The sequence below is a fragment of the Bdellovibrio sp. HAGR004 genome, assembly GCF_055397015.1.
Genome location: NZ_AP029176.1, coordinates 3,736,912 through 3,755,708 on the forward strand (window position 1 = coordinate 3,736,912; position 18,797 = coordinate 3,755,708).

The following is an 18,797-nucleotide window of genomic DNA, read 5'->3' on the forward strand; positions in this document are numbered from 1 at the left end:
TATGAAAACCATCCTCGATTTCCATGACAGGAAAGTGAAACAGCAAAAGATCTCCATGATCACCTGCTATGACTATACGTTTGCACGCATTCTGGCTGAAAGTGATATTGACTGCCTGCTGGTCGGTGATTCGTTGGCGATGGTCATGCACGGACACAAGACCACTCTGAATGCCTCTGTGGACATGATGGCCCTGCACACCGAAGCGGTGGTTCGTGGAGCCGGGGAAAAATTTGTCGTCGCCGACCTGCCTTTCCTGAGCTATCGCAAAGGTCTGACCGCCAATATGAACTACGTTGAAAAGATCATGAAGGCCGGAGCCCACGCGGTAAAACTTGAAGGCGGCGCGGGCAACATTGAGCTGGTTCGACACCTTGTGGATTCCGGCGTGCCGGTCATGGCGCATCTGGGGCTGACCCCGCAGTCTGTAAACCAGCTTGGCGGATTCAAAGTTCAGGGCCGCGACGAAAAAGCCCAGAAAGTTATAAAAGAGCACGCCCTGCAATTGCAGGATGCCGGGGCCTTCTCTGTCGTGCTGGAATGCGTACCTTCTAAACTTGCCAAAGAAATCACAGCGTCCTTGGATATTCCGACCATCGGGATCGGGGCGGGCTCAGACTGCGATGGCCAGGTTCTGGTTCTTCAGGATATGCTGGGCATGAATCAGGGATTCAAACCGAAGTTTGTCAGAACCTTCTTCAATGGTTTTGAAGCCATGAAAGATGCTTTCAATCAGTACCACAAGGAAGTCCACGAAGGCACCTTCCCGACGGAGAAAGAGAGCTACTCATGACGGTCATCCTAAGATCCCCCCAGGAGTTCCGCACCTGGAGAAAACAACAAAAAGGTTCTGTGGGTTTCGTGCCTACCATGGGGGCTTTGCACACCGGACACGAAGAGCTGCTAAAACAAGCTCGCAAAAACAACGATGTGGTCGTGCTTTCTATTTTTGTAAACCCCACCCAGTTCAACGACCCTAATGATCTGGAAAAGTATCCCAAAACCTGGGAAGCCGATCTGGCGATGGCCGAAGCCAATAAGGTCGATGCCATCTTCTATCCCCGTTATGACGAAATGTACCCGGACAATTACCGATACAAGGTGACCGAGAACAGCTATTCAAATCTTTTGGATGGGGCTCACCGCCCGGGTCACTTCGATGGCGTTCTATCCGTGGTGATGAAGCTGTTTAATATCGTGGCTCCCACACGCGCCTACTTTGGCGAAAAAGATTTTCAGCAAATGACTTTGATTCAAGGGATGGTGGAAAGCTTCTTTATGGATCTGGAAATTGTTCCCGTGCCGACGGTCCGGGAAGAAGATGGTCTGGCAAAAAGCTCCCGCAACGTGCGCCTGACCTCCAGCGAGCGCATGAAGGCACCGGCTATTTACAAAGCCATCACGGAAAGCCAGACCGCCGAGGAAGCGGCCGAAAAACTGACTGCCCAAGGATTTATCGTGGACTATGTAACGGATGTGGGAACCCGCCGCTTCGTTGCTGCCAGACTCGGGGACGTGAGGTTGATAGACAATGTCCAAATCTAAAGTCCTCTTTATGATGACAGGCTCAATTGCCTGCTACAAAGCCTGCCACGTGATATCCCGTCTGGTGCAGAACAACTGTGACGTACAGGTGGTGGCCTCCCCTTCGGCCCTGAAGTTCGTCGGCAATGCCACTCTGGAAGGTTTGACCGGTCGCCCGGTCATCAGTGACATGTATGCCGCGGGCAACGTCATGGATCACATTCACTTGATGAGATGGGCCGATATGATTCTGGTCGCTCCGGCGACGGCGAACTTTCTAAATAAAGCCGCACAAGGTGTTGGCGATGATCTGCTGCAAACACTGTTTCTGGCTCATGACTTCAAGAAACCTTTCCTGATTGCGCCGGCCATGAACACCAGCATGTATCTGCATCCGGTGACGCAAAAATCTTTGAAAGCCTTAAAAGAAATGGGCTTGCAGATTCTGGATACAGCTTCCGGAATTCTGGCTTGTGGAGAGGAAGGCTGGGGCAAGCTGTTGGAGCCTGATTTGATTCTGAAAATGGCTTTACAGGCTCTTCAGCAAAAGCCCGTGGCTGAATCTGGCTCCAGCGTTGCGCCTAAATCAGCCGCCCTGTCCAAAGTAAAGGTTCTAATCACCGCAGGGGGCACCCAAGAACCGATCGACACCGTCAGAGTCATCAGCAACCTCAGTTCCGGTCGTACCGGCATTGCCATCGCGGAATATATGACCGAGATGGGTTTTGATGTGACCTTGCTGCAAGCCCATGGATCACCCAAGTCAGAGCACGTGACCCGTCGGGATCTTTTCGTCAGCTTTGCCACTTTGGATGAAAAGATAAAACATTATCTTTCCAGCGAAAACTTCACGCATGTGATTCACGCAGCCGCCGTCAGCGACTATTCCGTGGATACCATTGAGGTGGATGGTCAGCAATATCGCCCGTTTGAAGTCAAAAAAGTCAGCTCAGATGCAGATTCCATGCACATTCATCTGAAGCGCAACCACAAGATTGTGGATCGCCTGAAGGACTATTCTCAGAATAAGAGCCTGAAAGTGATCGCATTTAAACTGACCAGTCACGCCAGTCCTGAACAAAGAACTGCCGCGGTGGAAAAGCTCTTTGCCAATTCCAATGCGGACTTTGTTGTTCACAATGATTTAAGCGAAATTGATATTGTCAAACGCACTCACAAGTTCACTCTGCATGACCATCACAGCGCTGTCGCCTGCGATAGTCTGGATCAACTGACAAGTGAACTGGTGCGCGTTCTTATGCCAAAGGATACCTTATGATTCTATGTCTTGATGTGGGGAACACCCAAATCTATGCCGGACTTTTTGAAAAGGACAAGATGGTTCTTTCTTTCCGCAAGAACTCCAAAAGTGGAGCTTCTTCGGATGAAACCGGCATCTTCCTGCGCACGGCCATTCGGGAAAATGGTTTTGATCCGGCCAAGATCAAACAAATCGCCATCTGCAGTGTCGTCCCGGAAGTGATCTATTCTCTTCGTGGGGCCTGCATGAAGTACTTCAACATCAATCCATTCATCCTGCAAGCCGGTGTGAAAACGGGATTGAAAATCAAGTATCGCAACCCGTTGGAAGTCGGCGCAGATCGCATTGCAAACTCCATCGCCGCGACACATTTGTATCCAGGCAAAAACCTGATTCTGGTGGACCTGGGAACGGCCACAACTTTTTGCGCCGTCACCAAGGACAAGGACTACTTAGGCGGCTCGATCGTGGCCGGCCTTCGCCTTTGCATGGAGGCTCTGGAAAGCAAAACTGCCAAGCTTCCTTCTGTGGAAATCGTTTCCATGCATGAAGCTCTGGGCCGCTCCACTATCGAAAGCATTCAGTCGGGTCTGTATTATGGTCACTTGGGGACCATCAAAGAACTGACAGAAAGAATCACCAAAGAGTGCTTCCAGGGTGAAAAGCCGACGGTTATCGGCACCGGTGGCTTCTCGTATTTATTTGAAAAAGAAAAAGTTTTTGATGAGATTGTCCCTGATCTTGTACTCAAGGGCATGCTGATCGCGCTTCAACATAACGCTTAAGGAATAATGTATGAATATCTCAATGCTAAGAACCAAAATCCATCGTGCAACTGTGACGGGCGCGGATCTGAACTATGAAGGCTCTGTGAGCATCTGTCCGGATCTGATCAAGGCCTCCGGCCTTCTGATCAATGAACGTGTTGATATCTATAACTGCAACAACGGCGCCCGCTTCTCCACTTACGTGATCAAAGGGAAAAAAGGCGAGATCTGCCTGAACGGAGCCGCCGCCCGCCACGTGCAAAAGGGCGATCTGGTAATCATCTGTTCTTATTGCGGCCTGAGCCTGGAAGAAGGCAAAAAACATGAGCCCACAGTGGTCTTTGTGAATGCAAAAAACAAAGTGACTGAGAAGCGCAAAGAAGACCGCAAAAATAATAAATAACTTCAATCCAGAAGACAGGAATAAGCCTTCCCGCCTCAGGGAGGGCTCCATTCCGGCACACGGGTGCCTAAGCAGCTTGACCCTGCTGCAAAATTCCTTCAGTTTAGCCCTATATGGGTATCACACTTTTACAACTGCAATCCGGCCACAAAGCCTTTGGCTCCAAAGTTCTTTTCGACGACGCCACTTTCGCCATCAATGAAGGCGAACATGTGGGCGTTATTGGGCCCAATGGCGCCGGAAAATCCACACTTTTTAAGATCCTCGTCGATCAGGAACATTTGGACGAAGGCATCGTCACCAAGTCCCAGCAACTGCGCCTCGGATATCTGGAACAGGAAGCCGACTGGGATGTGGATCAAAAAGTTGAAGACTATCTGGAAAAAAACTGCCTGAAGCCCTTGTGGGAACTAAAGCAGTTTGGTTTGAAGCTGGGCCTGACAGAGGCTCACTTTCAATCGCACCTCAAGCAGCTGAGCGGGGGCTATCGCATGCGCGTGAAGCTTTTGTTCCTAATCGGACAGGAGCCGAATCTGCTGCTGCTGGATGAGCCGACGAACTTTCTGGATCTGGAAACCTTGTTGGTGTTGGAAAACTTCCTGCAGGAGTTTAAAGGAGCCTTCCTGTTGATTTCGCACGATCGTGAATTCCTGCGTCGTGTGACGGATCATATCCTTGAAGTGGAGTCCGGCGACATTGTGAAATTCCCAGGCAGTCTGGATGACTATTTTGAGCAAAAACAAATGCTGAATGAAATTCTGCAAAAGCAGATTCTAAGCCAGCAGGCCAAACGCAAATCCATCATGGACTTCGTCACCCGCTTCGGGGCCAAGGCCACCAAAGCTCGCCAGGCGCAAAGCCGCCTGAAGGCGCTGGAAAAGATGGAAGTCATCGAAATGAAGGCCGCGCCGACTCATTCCCATATTCATATTCCGCCGGCCGTGCCTACGGGAAAAACCATTCTGGAAGTGGAACATGTCGATTGTGGTTATGGCGACAAAGTGATCCTGAAGGACGTTTCACTGCGCCTAGAGCGTGGAAATCACTTGGGTATTGTCGGGCTCAATGGCGCCGGAAAGTCCACTCTGCTAAAATCCCTGGGCGAACAGATTCCGCTAGTGAAGGGCTCTATCAAATGGGGCCATCAAGTCAGCTTCTCGTACTTTGCACAACACACCCCGGAGGCTCTGAATCCCGAACACTCAGTCTTGGAAGCCATGGCTTCGGCGGCTCACAAAGAAGTCACGCAACAGGATGTTTTGAATATCGCCGGAAGTTTGCTGTTCTCTGGTGACAATGTTCATAAGAAGGTGAAAGTGCTCTCGGGAGGCGAAAAATCCCGTGTGGCCCTGGGACAGATTCTTTTGCAGAAGTCGCCTTTGCTGTTACTGGATGAACCGACGAATCACCTTGATTTCGACACCGTCGAAGCTCTGACCACGGCCTTGGAAAAGTACGAAGGTACGATCATCACCGTCAGCCATGATCGCGGCTTTATCGGGCGTGTGGCCAACAAGATTCTGGAAGTGAACAATGGTAAACTGACTTTGTATCCCGGCACTTACGATGAGTACGTCTGGAGCTTGCAGAAAGGTTTCTTAGCCGAGCGTCAGACCGAAGAGGTTCATCCGACGCAAAGGGCAATTTCCGCCAAAGAGACGGACAGTCCGAAGTTCAACTACAAAGAAGAGCGCAAGCGCATTGAGACACAGATCAAGAAGGCCCAGAAGCTGATTGAGGATTGCGACAAGAAGATTGCCGATCTTTCCAAAAAAAGAGATTCTATAAATGAAACTTTGATGACTGCGTCCGGCGATAGAGCCGCGGGACTATCCAAAGAGCTGTATGAAATCAGTGGTGCCATCGAGGATCTGGAATCCACGATGTTGCAAGCGATGGAAGATCAGCAAAATTTTGAAGTCGAGCTTAAAGGCCTGATCGGTTAACTAAGGAGTCTGTTTTGAAGTCCGTTTCCAAATCACTGCTAGTTGTTTTGATGTTGTCTGTTGTCGGCTGCACCAGCTATTTCAAAAGAAAGAACTGCGAAGAGATCAACTGGTTTGAACACGGACAGAAAGTCGCCATGCGCGGTCAATGGCTTAATGCCGACAACACCCTGAACGAATGCCGCAAGGTCGAAGCAGACATTCAGGAATCCCAGCTGGACCGAGGTTTCAAAAGTGGCGTCGAGAAGTACTGCTCGGGCCCAAACACTTATCTTATTGGAAAGTCCGGGGATCTTTTTTCCCGCGATCTTTGTGAAGGGCCACAAATCAATGTGCTAGTCGCTGAACACCAAAAAGGTCTTCGTGATTACTGCGCAAAGTCCAACGGCTATACGGCAGGGACTTCGGGCAAACGCTATCAGAACGTCTGTCCGAAAGATCTGGAGGCCGCATTCTTGCCTGAATACCGCAAAGGACGTCGCAAGTATGTTCAGTCCCTGATCGAAAGCAAAGACAAACAAGTTCGCAGCATCGACATGGATATCACGGCAAAAAGGAATTCACTGTCCTTTGCCAAGGGCTCTTTGCATATGCTGGAAACCCAGAAAACCAGCCTGGAACACCAAAAGAATTCAGCGTTAAGTTCAAAGCAGTCTTATTTGGTGACACATTTTGAATCTCAGATTCAATCTTTGGATTCCGATCTGTCTCTGAAGCGCTCCGAAGTGTCCAACCTGGAAAGCGATATCAGAAATCTGGAATCCAGCCGTGATAAGCTTAATCAGGAAATCAACAGCCACCGCGAAGAACTTCCCAGCCTGGAACAGCCTTAGTTCGGAACGCGGAACCACTCGATAGCATCGACGTAGGCCTTCGGTTGATAAGCGTTGGCCTGCTCGCTCCAATGAACTTCCCGCCAGCCAAGACTTTTAAAGGAGGAACTTTCCACGTCGCGTTTTTGAATGAATTCAAAGACGTTGGAAACCTGTTCCAGCTCCGCCCTCTTCATCAACAGTGATGGCAGGTGGAACTGCACAAAAGCCGTTCCTTTGTTTTCAGCACCGAAACCTTCAGCACCTTCTTTAAGATAGCGGCCATAGTGGACTTCTTTGTTCAAATCACAGTGATCGACCACCAGCAGTTTTTCTGTTTCGTCGGCATAATCCATGACATAGCTGAAGTTGTAGCCGCCACATTTTTCAACGATGGTTCGGGTGGACTTGATTTCACCGAAAGACTTTACCGGAATTGGATACTTCGACGGCAGCATCCATAGATTTTCATCATCCCGCAAGGCAATCTGAATTTTGGGCTGAGCCTTGGCAATCTTCATAAACTGCTTCAGAACCGCAGATTTTTCGGTCAGATCACCATGGGCGATGAACAGAATATCAAAGGACGCCTCGGCAAAAGCATCCTGGAATCCGTTGCCGCGCAGTTCGTTGGTGAAGTTGGCGACAAATACGCGATGAGCTTCCGAGTCTTTAATCGCCTTGGTCTTAGAAACAAACATATTGATGTTCTTAATGGCTTCCGCTGCCTTTAACAGCGTTGTGGTTCTTTCGCCCACGAAGGCCCCACCCACAATGGGCAGTGGCTCGGAATGCTCTGAACGCAACAAGGTCGGGATCATACGGTAGAAGTCAAAACGCTCCTTCATGGAAAGCCCACGGTAGGCATTCACCCAGCTGGTGACCAGCAAGGGACGAAGACTCATTTCCACAACCTGATCTGCCAGAATCTCACTGGCTTCTTCTTTATCCTGACACAAACCAAAGTGCTCAGACTGCTTCCATGAGGAATCACAGTACGCAGGAACTGACTTCAATACATAAGGCCACTTCACTTTGCGCAAAGACGTTTTCAAGTGAGTGTTCGGATCACCGATATCCAGATCGCCCAAATCCAGATAGACCAGAAAATCGGTGAAGACTTCTTCCATCAAAGCCTGCTGCGCGAAGAAGCCATCGTTGCGTTCACGATACCAAACCTTGGCCAGCGCCTTTTCCAGATGACCCGGAGCTGCCAGCAACTTCTCTCCGATAAAGACATGATGACCTCGAACCTTGAACAGATAAGGTCGGTCCTCCATGATAGTCAGCTGCACCTTTCTTTCAAAAGGCTCGATGCTTTCCAAAAGACGTTCGATCTTTTGAATTCGATAGGTCAGATCCCGGCTTTGTTCGCTGAAGTAAGTGCTAAACGGCGTTTCCTTGTTCACGGCACAACGATAAACGGTGTCGGTGGATTGAACCCCCAGCCTGTCGATTCTTTCGACAACCTTGGATTCAATACAGAGCGGCCTTCTTGTCATCTGAACGACAAAAAGGCTAAGTAGGCCAAAACACAGGAAACTAAGGGCGGTCAACCAACGAGCTAACATAACAATCCAGACGGATTGCAAAGGCCGGGCCCTTAACCTAGATCTATCCGGGAACTCACTTCCACGGCCTGCAAGAATTTTTCATCATGCGAAACCACCAGGAGAGCTCCCTTAAAATCGAGCAGAGCTCGTTCCAAAACCTGCAGGCTGTCCAGATCCAGATTATTGGTGGGTTCGTCCAGAATCAGAAGTTGGGCTGCGGGGTCAGACAGAAATATCTTTGCCAATGATGCTTTCAACTTTTCCCCACCACTTAGTTCACACACCTGCCTGTTCACCGTTTCACCCATAAACTGGAAGCGAGCCAGCTGGTTTCGTACCAAGGCCGGATCACGCCGACTCTGCTCCATCACGTTTTCCATAACCGACTGATTCGGGTTCAGTAGCGAGTACTGCTGATCCAGGAGGCGCACCTGCACATCCCCCAGATGACAGACTCCGGTGCTGGCGGACAACTGTATTTGTCCCAACAAAGCTCTGATCAAAGAACTCTTTCCTGAGCCGTTTCGTCCCACCAGAGCCCAGCGTTGGGGTCCCCGCATGGTCATCGTCAAAGGGTTGGCCCAAAGAAAATGCGCCTGACCTTCAAAGCGCAAATTGAAATCCTGAAGCTCGAAAATCAATTTGCCGTCGGGGATCTCTGTGCCACTTAAGTCCAGCCCCAGATGGGTTTCCATCTTCTGCGACTGAATCAGGGAGTTCAGTTCTTCTTTGGATCTTTCCACACGCTTTTCCTCGCGTGTCTGAATCCTGCCGTGCGTTTCCTGAGCTCGGCGCTTCAATCCTCCCACCAGAATGCGCGGCAGGCCGCCTTTGTCGGCAAGGGCCTGGCCCGCGCGCATGCGCTTTTCCTGGGTGCGCAACTTTTCCTGATGTTCCCGCTCCACTTTCTTTTTATCCCGACGAGCCCGATCGATCCGTTCCGCCAGCAGTTCACGTTCTGCTTCTTTTTGCTCTTCATAAGCCGAGTAGGATCCGCCATAGCTTTGCAAACCCTGACTGGAGAGCTCCCAGATTCCATCGACTTGCTCCAGCAGTTCCCGATCATGGCTGATCACCAGCACAGAACCCGGATAGCGGCGGACAAAGTCTCGAATCACTGCGCGCGCCTCACGATCCAGATTGTTGGTCGGCTCATCCAGAATCAAAAGCCCCGCTGCCTGGGAAAGGGCTTCAGCAATCCGCACCCGGGTCCATTCACCACCACTTAGTTCAGTCAGTGGTTTGTCGAGCGCAATGTTTTGCAGTAAAGGTCCCCACACTGCGGGATCCGCCAAGGGACTGTCCCACAAAGCCAAAAGATACTCAGCCACGGTGGTTGCGGGACGCTCCTGCATCTGAGCCAGATACACGACGGCCTGATCCACCAGAAGCTCCCCACTGGTGGCCGCCAATTGTCCTGAGATAATCTTAGCCAGTGTGCTTTTGCCAACCCCATTTGGGCCCACCAAAGCACAGCGCTGAAAATTCCATGTAAATGAAATATCCGAAAAAAGCTTTTCCCCGCGGGGAAGCTCATAACTCAGGGACCTTGCCGTCACCTGAATGAAATGATTTTGCATATTAATATATCCGTCCCTAGCCCGGTGCGGGCCTCAGAGTGTTCTTGGAAAAGGAATAAGACGACGGATTTAATTTCTCATAGACGTCGGGTTTAGCGCCCGACAGTCATAGACTACTACAATTTGTTCCGGCTCACAAGCCCCCCAACAAAAGCCCCGAAGATTGACTTAAGAAAGATTTGTGAGAAGTTCATAATGTTTTGAAGAAGCTGATTATCTGTCTTTTATTATCATTTGCCTTGCACCTGCTGGCCTTGGGGACCTTAAGGCTTTCCACGCCCTCTTCTCATCCTGAGATCGGAGAAATTGTGGATCTTACTGTCGTCAACCCGGTGACGGCGAATACTCCCGCCGCAGCCGCCTCGGCCCCCGTGGCCGCTCCATCTACTCCTCCGGCTGTTCCCAGTTCCGCCAGCGCACCAACGACCTCGTCTGAAAATCTTGCCGAACACACTTCCGCCGCAGAATCTGAGATGGGTTCCGACCAGTTCAGTGACGACTCCACCCCCGTCGTGGGCTGGAGTGAAATCACCCGCCTCCCCAAGGTGAAACGTGAAGTGAAAGCTCAATATCCTGCCGAAGCCAAAAGTGCCGGTGTTGATGGTCCCGTTCTTCTTGAAATCCTGATCGACCGCCATGGCCAGGTCCGACAAGTCAAGGTCCTGAGCGGTCCCGGATATGGGTTGAATGAATCCGCCGTGGCAGCGCTGAAGAGTTTTGAGTTTCAACCAGCTTTCAAAGGCAAGGAATCAGTTGCCGTTAAGATCCGTTACACCTATAGATTTAAGCTGGAAGTAAATTAAGTCCGTACGTCTAAAGGAATTCAACGTGAAATACTCTGTTCTTCTTGCCGGCCTGCTTGTTGCGACTATGGTTACGGCTGTGGCCGCTGCTCAGGAATCTATTCCCAGCTTTGAAACCGTGGTCGAAGATGTTGTGTTTAATACATCCAACAAGGTCGTGATCGACGAAAAAACCATCAAAGAATCCCGTGCGCCCAATATCACAAGTCTGCTTTCCAGTCAGGCCAACGTCACGGTTGTCAGTACGGCCTTTCAACCCAATTCAATATTTATTCGTGGTGGTGATTCCAGTCATGTGATGATCATCGTTGACGGTGTTCCTTTTTATGATGCTTCAACAATCCAAAGAACCTTCAATCTGAACTCTTTGGATATCAAATCCGTTCGTCGCATTGAAATCATCAAAGGAGGACAGACCGTCCTTTATGGTGGCCAGGCCCTCAGTGGCGTCATCAAAATCGACACCATTCCGCAGGAGTTCAAAACGAAAACAGGCCTGCAAGTTCAGGCCGGAACTCAGAACTTCCGCGATATTACGGCTGTTCACACCGAAGCTCTGGATGAAACCCACGCTTTTCTGATGCGTGGCCACGGCTCCTGGAAAGATGCAATGTCTCCGGTAGAGGACTCGGATAAAAGCTATGCCCAAAACAACTGGAATGGTGACGCAGCCTATGCCTGGAAGGGCTCGGTCGAAGGGCATCTGAAAACCAGCTTCTTGCAGGACCTCAATTACTCTCCGGGTTCAGACCGCACTTCCAACAGAATTTATGATACGGAAGGGTTTGAAACTTACACTCGTCAATCCGCAGCTTCGGCTCACCTGAAGTTCAATGACCTGGCGTGGGAACCGCGCCTGGCTTTGAGCATGCAAAACAGCTTGCGTAAATACGAATGGCCCGCAACCACTCCCCCGGACATGAACAATCCCACCGGCACTGATCAGCGCTATGGCGCCAATCTGAAAACAGCGCGTGTGGATTTCACTCCCTATAAAGGGGAACAACTGTCCGTGAACGGCGGCCTCAGCTATATCTACGAAGACTTCGTTTACAGAAACAAAGGCACAGAAACCGTGAATAAGTTCAGTGAACAAAGAGGTCTGTTCTTAAAAGCCGACTACACGTGGACACCCGGTTTTGCTGTGGCCGTGGGTGGCCGCCTGGAAAACTGGGACGATCAGGATGCAGTCTCAACTTATCAACTGGGCTTGACCTTGTTTGAAAGAACCAAGCTTGAAGTGGCTTCCGGCTATAAAATTCCGTCTTTGTTCCAACTCTTTTCTTCTTACGGAAACCCGGATCTGAAAACGGAAAAGGCAACTCAGTACAGTCTGATGCAGGAATGGGCTGTTTCAGAAAGACAGAATCTGTCTGTGACCTTGTTCTATGCAGAGTTCAAGGATCTGCTGCAGATCACCGGCACGTTCCCTGCTATGAAGTACAACAATGTCTCCAAATCCAAAACCCGCGGCGTCGACATCACCTACACCATGCGCCCGTTTGAGAATGGAACTTTGATGGCCACCTACGGATATCAGGAGCCACGCGATGTCGACAATGATCGCTGGCTGCTGCGCCGTCCACTGGTGAATGGAAGCCTGAAGTATCTGCAAACACTTGACAGGCACACAGGTTCGATCGAACTCATTGGTGCTGGAACTCGCACAGACTATGGATTCCAATCCGTTCCTACCGTAAACCCAGGCTACGTGATCGCCAATGCGGCTTATTCCTTTGCGTGGACTTCAGATCGCACCGTCTTCACGCGGTTGAACAATCTGACCAACAATCGTTACCAAGACACCTACAGCTACCTGGCAGATGGCTTCAACGCCTCTGTGGGAGCGGAGTTCTGGTTCTAGACCTAAGATCAGCGCAAGGGATTTCAAGTCCCTTGCGAATCTCCCGGAACAGGACCATATCGTCATTTGACACAAACTGGCCTTACTTATCAGAGTGTTCTTCATGTAAATTGAAAAAATGAGATCCATTTTACTTGGGGCCCTGGTCTTCTCTCTCCACTCGGTTTGTGGTGCCGCTTCTGATACAGAAGCCGTCATGCCTATTGGAGCCATTCCCAAGAATTCCTCTGTGACCTTAAAACCCGTGAACGAAAACACCCGCTTCGTCAGTCCTCAGTATGAAGGTGGCAGCGGCTTTTTAAAAAAGGTTGAAAACAACAGCCTTTACCAGGTCACTGAAATCAAAGGCACCGACAATTCCTCGGACAGCGCCGACCTTCAGGCTCTGGCTAAGAATTCTAATCTCGTCGTTCAACAAGCAGACCTTACCACCGAATCCGCAACCTGTTCTGGTTCAGGCTCAACCACCAATTGCACCCTGAACACGGACGTTCCCGCTTACAAGACCGGCAGCTTCAACCTGATTGAATGGTTCCTGGGGCTGTTCGGTCTGGGATCACAAAAATCCACAGCCCCCGCCACCAAAGGGGTCGAGGTGAATGAGTCCGTCGCCATGGCCACAGCCATGACTGAAAAGATTGATAAGACCAACACGATGCTTAACTCCAATACTGGCGGCATCTGTGACGAGAAAAACTTCCCGACAGCTCTTCAAAACGACAAAATGCTGAGCTGCGGATTAAAGCAGGCGATCGAAGCCCTGAAAAAGAATAAAGACAAAGTCAAAGACGACATCTTTATCTTCAATGACTTTTCCAACGGCGGCGTGATGGGTAAAATGTGGATCTTGAACGCCGATGGTTCCATGGCCTCGGTGCTGGATAAAAATCCCCTGTGGGTTTCACGCGGTGAAGGCGGCTTTGGGAATGGCAGAGGATCTTTAAAGACTCCCAATGGCGCCATCATGACCAAGGCCTACAATCCCCCTCGTGGCGGAAACATTCGTGACGGTATCGAACTTGTTGGTCTCGAGCCTGAGAATCAAGATATCCACAGTCGTGGAGTTCTGCTGCATGGTTGGGATCCTTACACACCGACACAAGGTTGTCTGGGAGTTGCGGGCACCTTGGACACCCGCGCGCGAGGCAGAGCCACGTTGGGTTCGGCTCCGCCTTACCTGGATCAACTCAAAAAAAGTGTCCTGAAAGACGGCGGCACCATGATTTACAACTTTACTCCCGCTAAAGCCAAGGCCTGTCAGGGCTCTTAATTTCCATCTCAACCTGAGACACTTTCCCCGCATTTAAACAGGTCCTCATTTTCTTTTGCTTAGGCATCAAAGGGTACACTTAGTGCACTCAACCCTAAGCAAGAGATATGAAAACAAACCGGTTCTCAACTTTATTAATGATTTCAAGCTCCCTGGCCCTGATCGGGGCGGTGGCGGGCTGTTATTTCGATGCCGGTTTTGGTCACATGCTACAAAATGTACAGGCCAGCCCCTCCCCCGTCTCGCAGGAGCACAAAGAGGCGGCGGAGCTATTTATTCAACTTAATGAAAAGCACAATTTCTTTGCCGCCCGCTATAAGGGCTGTCATATCGAACGCAACGAAGTTTTGTGCAAGAGCTTCTATAAAGACAAGAGAGCTTCTGAGAACCCCCAAGATCTGCGCCTTAAAGCCCCTGAAACCGTCAAGCTGATCCGCCAGAAAAAATGGGATAAAATTATTAATAGTAGCGCCTCGGAAGGAATCAAGACCGTCGCGCGCTTGAGCGCCAAAGAACGCCAGCAGCTTTCTGAGCAGGTCACAAAAAAATATGTCTGCCTGTCACCACATGTGATTGCCGCTTTGGCCTTTAAGCTGGAAGAAAAACTTCCCGATCCAAAAGTTCTGAATGAAACAAGAGCCCTTTATGCCCGCGCCATGGAATGTGGATCAGAAAAGGAAATCAGCGAGCTGGGGCTCTATCGCGGCGGTTTGCTTGAAATCTGGCAGAATCAGCCCGAGTCCGCGACTCGTTTCCTGAAAAAGCTTTCGGAAGTTTCCAAGGATGTGGCCCTGACTTCACGGGCTCAGTTCTGGATCAATCATAACGAACGTGAACAGGGAAATGATGTCTCCGAAGGCGCCATGGAAGATCATTTCACCAATTTCCCATTGAGCTATCACATCCTGACTGACTACGCGACAATGGAGGATGGTCCTTACCAAAAAGTTTCAGAACTCCGTGACCAGCGCATTCAGACCCGCAGCTCTTTTGAAGATCTTAATGGGGCGATTCAGTTGGTTGAACACTTCCTTGAAAAGCAAAAGGATGCCCTGGCAAAAAGAACTCTGGAGTTCATCGACTACGCAGAACTGGCGGAGGCAGAACCTGGCTTTCAGCTTTATGTCGCCACTTTGTTGGCAAAGTTCGAGGACATGAATCATCAGCGTTTCACCGTTCTGAGCCGTCTGTTCCAAAGACACCCTCAGTACAAAACACTGAAGAATCTATCTTACTACTATCCCCTGGCATTCTCGGATCTGGTGCTGAAACACCATCGCGATCAGGATCCATTCCTGCTGATCTCTTTGATGAGACAGGAAAGCTCCTTTAATCCCAACACCAAGAGCCCGGTGGGTGCTGCAGGCTTGATGCAGCTTATGCCTCGTACAGCCAGTGACCTGCGCCGCCGTGCTATTTCCGACAAAGAGCTGTTAGATCCGGCGACCAACATCCAACTGGGGTCCCGCTACTTTGCAGCACTGGTCAAAGAGTACAAGAACGACCACATGAAAGCTCTGGCTTCTTACAATGCCGGATCTGGAAATGTTCGCAAGTGGATGAAACGCTATCCTGTGGACAATCCTTTGCTGTTTGTGGACCTGATACCCTTTGATGAAACCCGTGAATACGTCGCTGGTATCCTTAGAAATCGTTACTGGTATTCCAAGCTCTATCCGGAACTGGCCCAAAAGACCGAGATTGCGGGACAAGTATCAGCCCGACAGAATAAGTAGATTCTTTGAGCTGAAAACAACAAAGGCACCTTTCGGTGCCTTTGTTCATTATGATCATTTCACTTTAAAATTTACTTTGCTTGACCAACAGTCACATTCAAACCGTCAGCGACGGCTTCAATCTGCAAACTCAAACGGAAAGCCCCGGTCGTGCGATATCCCATGCTAACAGCCTCCCCACCTTCTGTGGAGTACTTAACATGGCTTCTCAAAGCCACATCCAGATGCAAAACTGTACGACCATCGCGCTTCAACTGATCGCGCTGTTTCTGATTCATGAAATCAATCGTGCGCACGTCGATCGCCACATTCTTATTCAGTGGCGCCAAACGATAGTTCTGCCAAGCAGCGTCCACTACCAAAACCTCTGGAGCCAAACCTTCTACAGAATACACTTTACCATCCAAACCCACGACCGTGGAATTCAGGAACTGCTCTGAGGAAATTTCCTTCCAGCCTTCAGATGTACATTTTAGAAAACCAGGACTGAGGAACAAACGAGTCTCACCGTGGCCAAGATTCACGGCCTGAACACCCTCAAGAACAAAGCCCTTGCTGTTCACATCTTTTTCTTCTTTGCAGTACACAGACATGCCATCAAAGACCTTGCGTGTTTCAACAACATCAGCAGAAGCCGCACCGGCAGAGAAAACAAGAGACAGGAACAAACTCGCAGTAACTTTAAACATAACCCCTCCGAAAACTTGATTGGCCTTTTCTACACCAAAACCCGGCGTTCCGGGCAAGAAAAATCAGAACTTTTTCCACACCCCGTTTCGCGGGAAACACCGCGCCCTGTCTAGTTTTCCTGTGGCTCGCCACTTAAGACTTCAAAGATGCTCTTTCCCCCTCTAAAATTGAATCCATGGAACTTTCAGAAGCCAACCAGTACGTCCTGTCTTTGATTAAGAGCCATTTGGGAAACATTCAAACCCGAAACCCGCAATTTTCACTAAGATCATTTGCTAAAAAAGTGGGGGTCAGCGCCTCAACGCTGTCTCAGGCGCTGCACGGCAAAAGGGTCATGAATAAATCGACCGTAAAAAAAGTTCTCACTGAAATTGCCTCGGCTGACTCGAAAGCATGGGAATGCTTGGAAGCCTTTAAAGACTTCTACCCAGCCACCAAAGCCCCACCCCAGGAAATCCTGGCAAAACGTATCCCCGAAGATGAATTGATGTTCTTTAAAAAATGGTACCACCTGGCGATGGTGACCTTCTTTGATTCCAGTCACTATGACGGCAGCGTTAAGAGCATCTCTGACTACTTCGGAATTTCTTTTGCAGAGGCGCAAGAAGCCGTTGAGCGCCTGAAAAGACTGGGCATCGTCGAAGAACACAAGGACCGCCTTCGCAACACAGCCCAGTTCTACTTTACCGACCGCTCTCGCCTTGCCGACAGCATTCACACCAGCAAGACAGAAGCTTTGAAGAATGCAGTACAAGTTTTAGAAAACCAAACCGCCAAAGAGACCTCGGACTTCAGCATGATGTTCACCGTTTTTGATCCACGCCTTGTGCCCGAAGCGATTGAATATCTTGATAAAATGAAAAAAGGGTTCGTCAAAAAGTTCAAAGGCAAAGGGGACAAAAGCGCCGTTTATCAGCTTTCCATTCAACTCATGCCTTGTGGTGGCGCCCCCGCAGAACTCAATACCTTGGAATAGATAAGTACAGTTGACAGTCCACCTTGGACTTTGGACTGTCAATTCTCCTCCCTCCTATCCGATAAGCCTCAAGTAGGAGTTTACATGCGCAGTTCATCTTTAATGTTCCTCTTGATCCTTTTGACGTCCAATGCCGCCACAGCCCGATCCTTCACGTTGGCCAAGGGCTCCGGATACTCTGTCGAACCTCTTTACGGCTATGAAACTGTTTATCGCTCTTACCCCAAGGATCACCTTGCCACTCGCGCTATGTACGGTCTGCGCCTGACGGCGGGGAAAGACATTCTGTCTGCCGAAGCCGAGTACACACGGGCCTCGGACACCGAAACCTATTCCACAGCGCCGGAAAAAATCTATCATCAGGACGACAAATACAAACTGGGTGTGCGTTCCACCTATCGCTTTAACAACTATTTCTTTTCAACCGGACGCCTTGGGGCCCAAGCCACTCAAGGCAAAGAAGAAACCACTTCCGGTGGTGTGGTGACAACGAAAGAGAAAGAACTGAAGTATGACCCCTATGCAGGTATCAATCTGGGGATTCGTTTGGGTGTCTTTTCTTTGAATGCAGGGACAACCATGGTCTTTAAAGACTACCAGGACATGTCCAAGAATGAATTCCAGCACACTTTGTCTTTTGGAGTGGGCTACTAAAGAAAAAGCCAAGGTTTTAGACCTTGGCTTGAACTTTCCCCAGCGGCTTTAGCTTGCCGACTTTGCCGACCTTTGAAGGAAGTGGGTGCTGAATTTTTTCAGCCATCCACGGATTGATTTCAATCAGCTTATCCAAATTCAATCCCGTCTTCACACCCATACCATGGAACATGTAAACCACATCTTCAGTGGCCACGTTGCCCGTCGCCCCCGGAGCATAAGGACAACCCCCCAGGCCCCCAAGGCTGGTATCAAAGACGGTGATGCCCAGCTTGTACGCCGCCAGGATGTTGGCCAAAGCCTGCCCGCGAGTATCATGAAAGTGACCGGCCAGTTTCTTTGCCGGGATCACTTTCTTCAGTTTGCGGAATAAAGACTCCACCTGCCCTACATCCGCCACACCGATGGTGTCACCAATCGAAAGCTCATAGACACCCAACTTATGCATCCGCTGAGCCAGCTTCACCACTTTGGCCTCAGAAACTTTTCCTTCAAAAGGACAACCAAAGCACGTGGACAGATAACCACGGACTTTGATTTTATGCTTTTTCGCCAAAGCCATCACGGGCTCAAAACGTTTGAAGCTTTCATCGATGGAGCAATTGATATTTTTCAACGAAAAAGATTCTGAACAAGCCGCGAAGATCGCGACTTCTTTCACACCACTGGCAATGGCATCCAGCATGCCACGCTCGTTGGGAACCAAAACCGAAAACTCGGTCTTCTTAGGGATGTCCCCGGCCTTCACCAAGGCAAAAGCCTTTTTCACCACCTCTGCTGTGCCCGCCATCTGCGGCACCCACGTCGGCGAAACAAAGGCGCCAATTTCAACTCGCTTTGTTCCAGCAGCAATCAATCGTCTTGCGAATTCCACACGAGTGTCGGCATCCAGAACGGTTTTTTCGTTCTGCAGACCATCTCTTAATCCCATTTCCACAATAACAACTGACTTTTTCAT

General features: G+C 49.9%; 17 protein-coding genes. 13 read left to right on the forward strand and 4 right to left on the reverse strand.

The features are described 5' to 3' along the window. Position 1 precedes the first annotated feature (1 nt). From panB to ACZ5ZV_RS18550, 7 genes are all read left to right on the forward strand, one after another. On the forward strand, positions 2-793 hold the full coding sequence (gene panB / locus ACZ5ZV_RS18520; protein ID WP_464118694.1) for a 3-methyl-2-oxobutanoate hydroxymethyltransferase: 792 nt from the start codon (positions 2-4) through the stop codon (positions 791-793). Next, positions 790-1,545 carry a pantoate--beta-alanine ligase gene (gene panC / locus ACZ5ZV_RS18525; protein WP_464118695.1) on the forward strand — a complete coding sequence of 252 codons (756 nt, stop codon included), beginning with the start codon at positions 790-792 and terminating at the stop codon, positions 1,543-1,545. Before panB ends, panC begins: the two co-directional genes overlap by 4 nt. Continuing rightward, a complete protein-coding gene (gene coaBC / locus ACZ5ZV_RS18530) occupies positions 1,532-2,803 on the forward strand; it encodes a bifunctional phosphopantothenoylcysteine decarboxylase/phosphopantothenate--cysteine ligase CoaBC (RefSeq protein ID WP_464118696.1) in 1,272 nt (423 codons plus the stop codon). Before panC ends, coaBC begins: the two co-directional genes overlap by 14 nt. Continuing rightward, positions 2,800-3,570: a type III pantothenate kinase gene (locus ACZ5ZV_RS18535; RefSeq protein WP_464118697.1), complete on the forward strand. Its 771-nt coding sequence runs from the start codon at positions 2,800-2,802 to the stop codon at positions 3,568-3,570. Before coaBC ends, ACZ5ZV_RS18535 begins: the two co-directional genes overlap by 4 nt. Positions 3,571-3,580: 10 nt before the next feature. Next, complete coding sequence (gene panD, locus ACZ5ZV_RS18540) at positions 3,581-3,955, forward strand: aspartate 1-decarboxylase (protein ID WP_464118698.1); 375 nt, start codon at positions 3,581-3,583, stop codon at positions 3,953-3,955. Between the two features lie 113 nt (positions 3,956-4,068). Continuing rightward, on the forward strand, positions 4,069-5,901 hold the full coding sequence (locus ACZ5ZV_RS18545; protein ID WP_464118699.1) for an ATP-binding cassette domain-containing protein: 1,833 nt from the start codon (positions 4,069-4,071) through the stop codon (positions 5,899-5,901). Positions 5,902-5,915: 14 nt separating this feature from the next. Continuing rightward, positions 5,916-6,734, forward strand: coding sequence for a DUF2799 domain-containing protein (locus ACZ5ZV_RS18550; protein ID WP_464118700.1), 819 nt, complete (start codon positions 5,916-5,918; stop codon positions 6,732-6,734). On the opposite strand, the gene ACZ5ZV_RS18555 is transcribed toward ACZ5ZV_RS18550, so the two are convergent. Beyond that, positions 6,731-8,215, reverse strand: a complete 1,485-nt coding sequence (locus ACZ5ZV_RS18555) for a hypothetical protein (protein ID WP_464118701.1) — start codon at positions 8,213-8,215, stop codon at positions 6,731-6,733. The two genes, ACZ5ZV_RS18550 and ACZ5ZV_RS18555, sit on opposite strands and share 4 nt — an antisense overlap. A 101-nt stretch (positions 8,216-8,316) precedes the next feature. After that, complete coding sequence (locus ACZ5ZV_RS18560) at positions 8,317-9,846, reverse strand: ABC-F family ATP-binding cassette domain-containing protein (RefSeq protein WP_464118702.1); 1,530 nt, start codon at positions 9,844-9,846, stop codon at positions 8,317-8,319. A 200-nt stretch (positions 9,847-10,046) separates the two neighbouring features. Here ACZ5ZV_RS18560 and ACZ5ZV_RS18565 point away from each other — a divergent pair, with 200 nt between their 5' ends. From ACZ5ZV_RS18565 to ACZ5ZV_RS18580, 4 genes are all read left to right on the forward strand, one after another. After that, the gene (locus ACZ5ZV_RS18565; RefSeq protein WP_464118703.1) at positions 10,047-10,649 is read left to right on the forward strand and encodes an energy transducer TonB; all 603 of its coding nucleotides are present in this window, start codon (positions 10,047-10,049) and stop codon (positions 10,647-10,649) included. Between the two features lie 25 nt (positions 10,650-10,674). Further along, positions 10,675-12,513: a TonB-dependent receptor plug domain-containing protein gene (locus tag ACZ5ZV_RS18570; protein ID WP_464118704.1), complete on the forward strand. Its 1,839-nt coding sequence runs from the start codon at positions 10,675-10,677 to the stop codon at positions 12,511-12,513. A gap of 118 nt (positions 12,514-12,631) precedes the next feature. After that, the gene (locus ACZ5ZV_RS18575; protein ID WP_464118705.1) at positions 12,632-13,783 is read left to right on the forward strand and encodes a hypothetical protein; all 1,152 of its coding nucleotides are present in this window, start codon (positions 12,632-12,634) and stop codon (positions 13,781-13,783) included. 107 nt (positions 13,784-13,890) lie between these two features. Then, positions 13,891-15,519: a lytic transglycosylase domain-containing protein gene (locus ACZ5ZV_RS18580; protein ID WP_464118706.1), complete on the forward strand. Its 1,629-nt coding sequence runs from the start codon at positions 13,891-13,893 to the stop codon at positions 15,517-15,519. 71 nt (positions 15,520-15,590) lie between these two features. On the opposite strand, the gene ACZ5ZV_RS18585 is transcribed toward ACZ5ZV_RS18580, so the two are convergent. Then, positions 15,591-16,208, reverse strand: coding sequence for a hypothetical protein (locus tag ACZ5ZV_RS18585; RefSeq protein ID WP_464118707.1), 618 nt, complete (start codon positions 16,206-16,208; stop codon positions 15,591-15,593). Between the two features lie 176 nt (positions 16,209-16,384). On the opposite strand from ACZ5ZV_RS18585, the gene ACZ5ZV_RS18590 reads away from it, so the two are divergent. Continuing rightward, the gene (locus ACZ5ZV_RS18590) at positions 16,385-17,185 is read left to right on the forward strand and encodes a TIGR02147 family protein (RefSeq protein WP_464118708.1); all 801 of its coding nucleotides are present in this window, start codon (positions 16,385-16,387) and stop codon (positions 17,183-17,185) included. Between the two features lie 84 nt (positions 17,186-17,269). Beyond that, positions 17,270-17,839 carry a hypothetical protein gene (locus tag ACZ5ZV_RS18595; protein WP_464118709.1) on the forward strand — a complete coding sequence of 190 codons (570 nt, stop codon included), beginning with the start codon at positions 17,270-17,272 and terminating at the stop codon, positions 17,837-17,839. A 16-nt stretch (positions 17,840-17,855) separates the two neighbouring features. Here the strand turns inward: ACZ5ZV_RS18595 and ACZ5ZV_RS18600 are convergent, their stop codons facing one another. Further along, the gene (locus ACZ5ZV_RS18600) at positions 17,856-18,797 is read right to left on the reverse strand and encodes a hydroxymethylglutaryl-CoA lyase (protein ID WP_464118710.1); all 942 of its coding nucleotides are present in this window, start codon (positions 18,795-18,797) and stop codon (positions 17,856-17,858) included.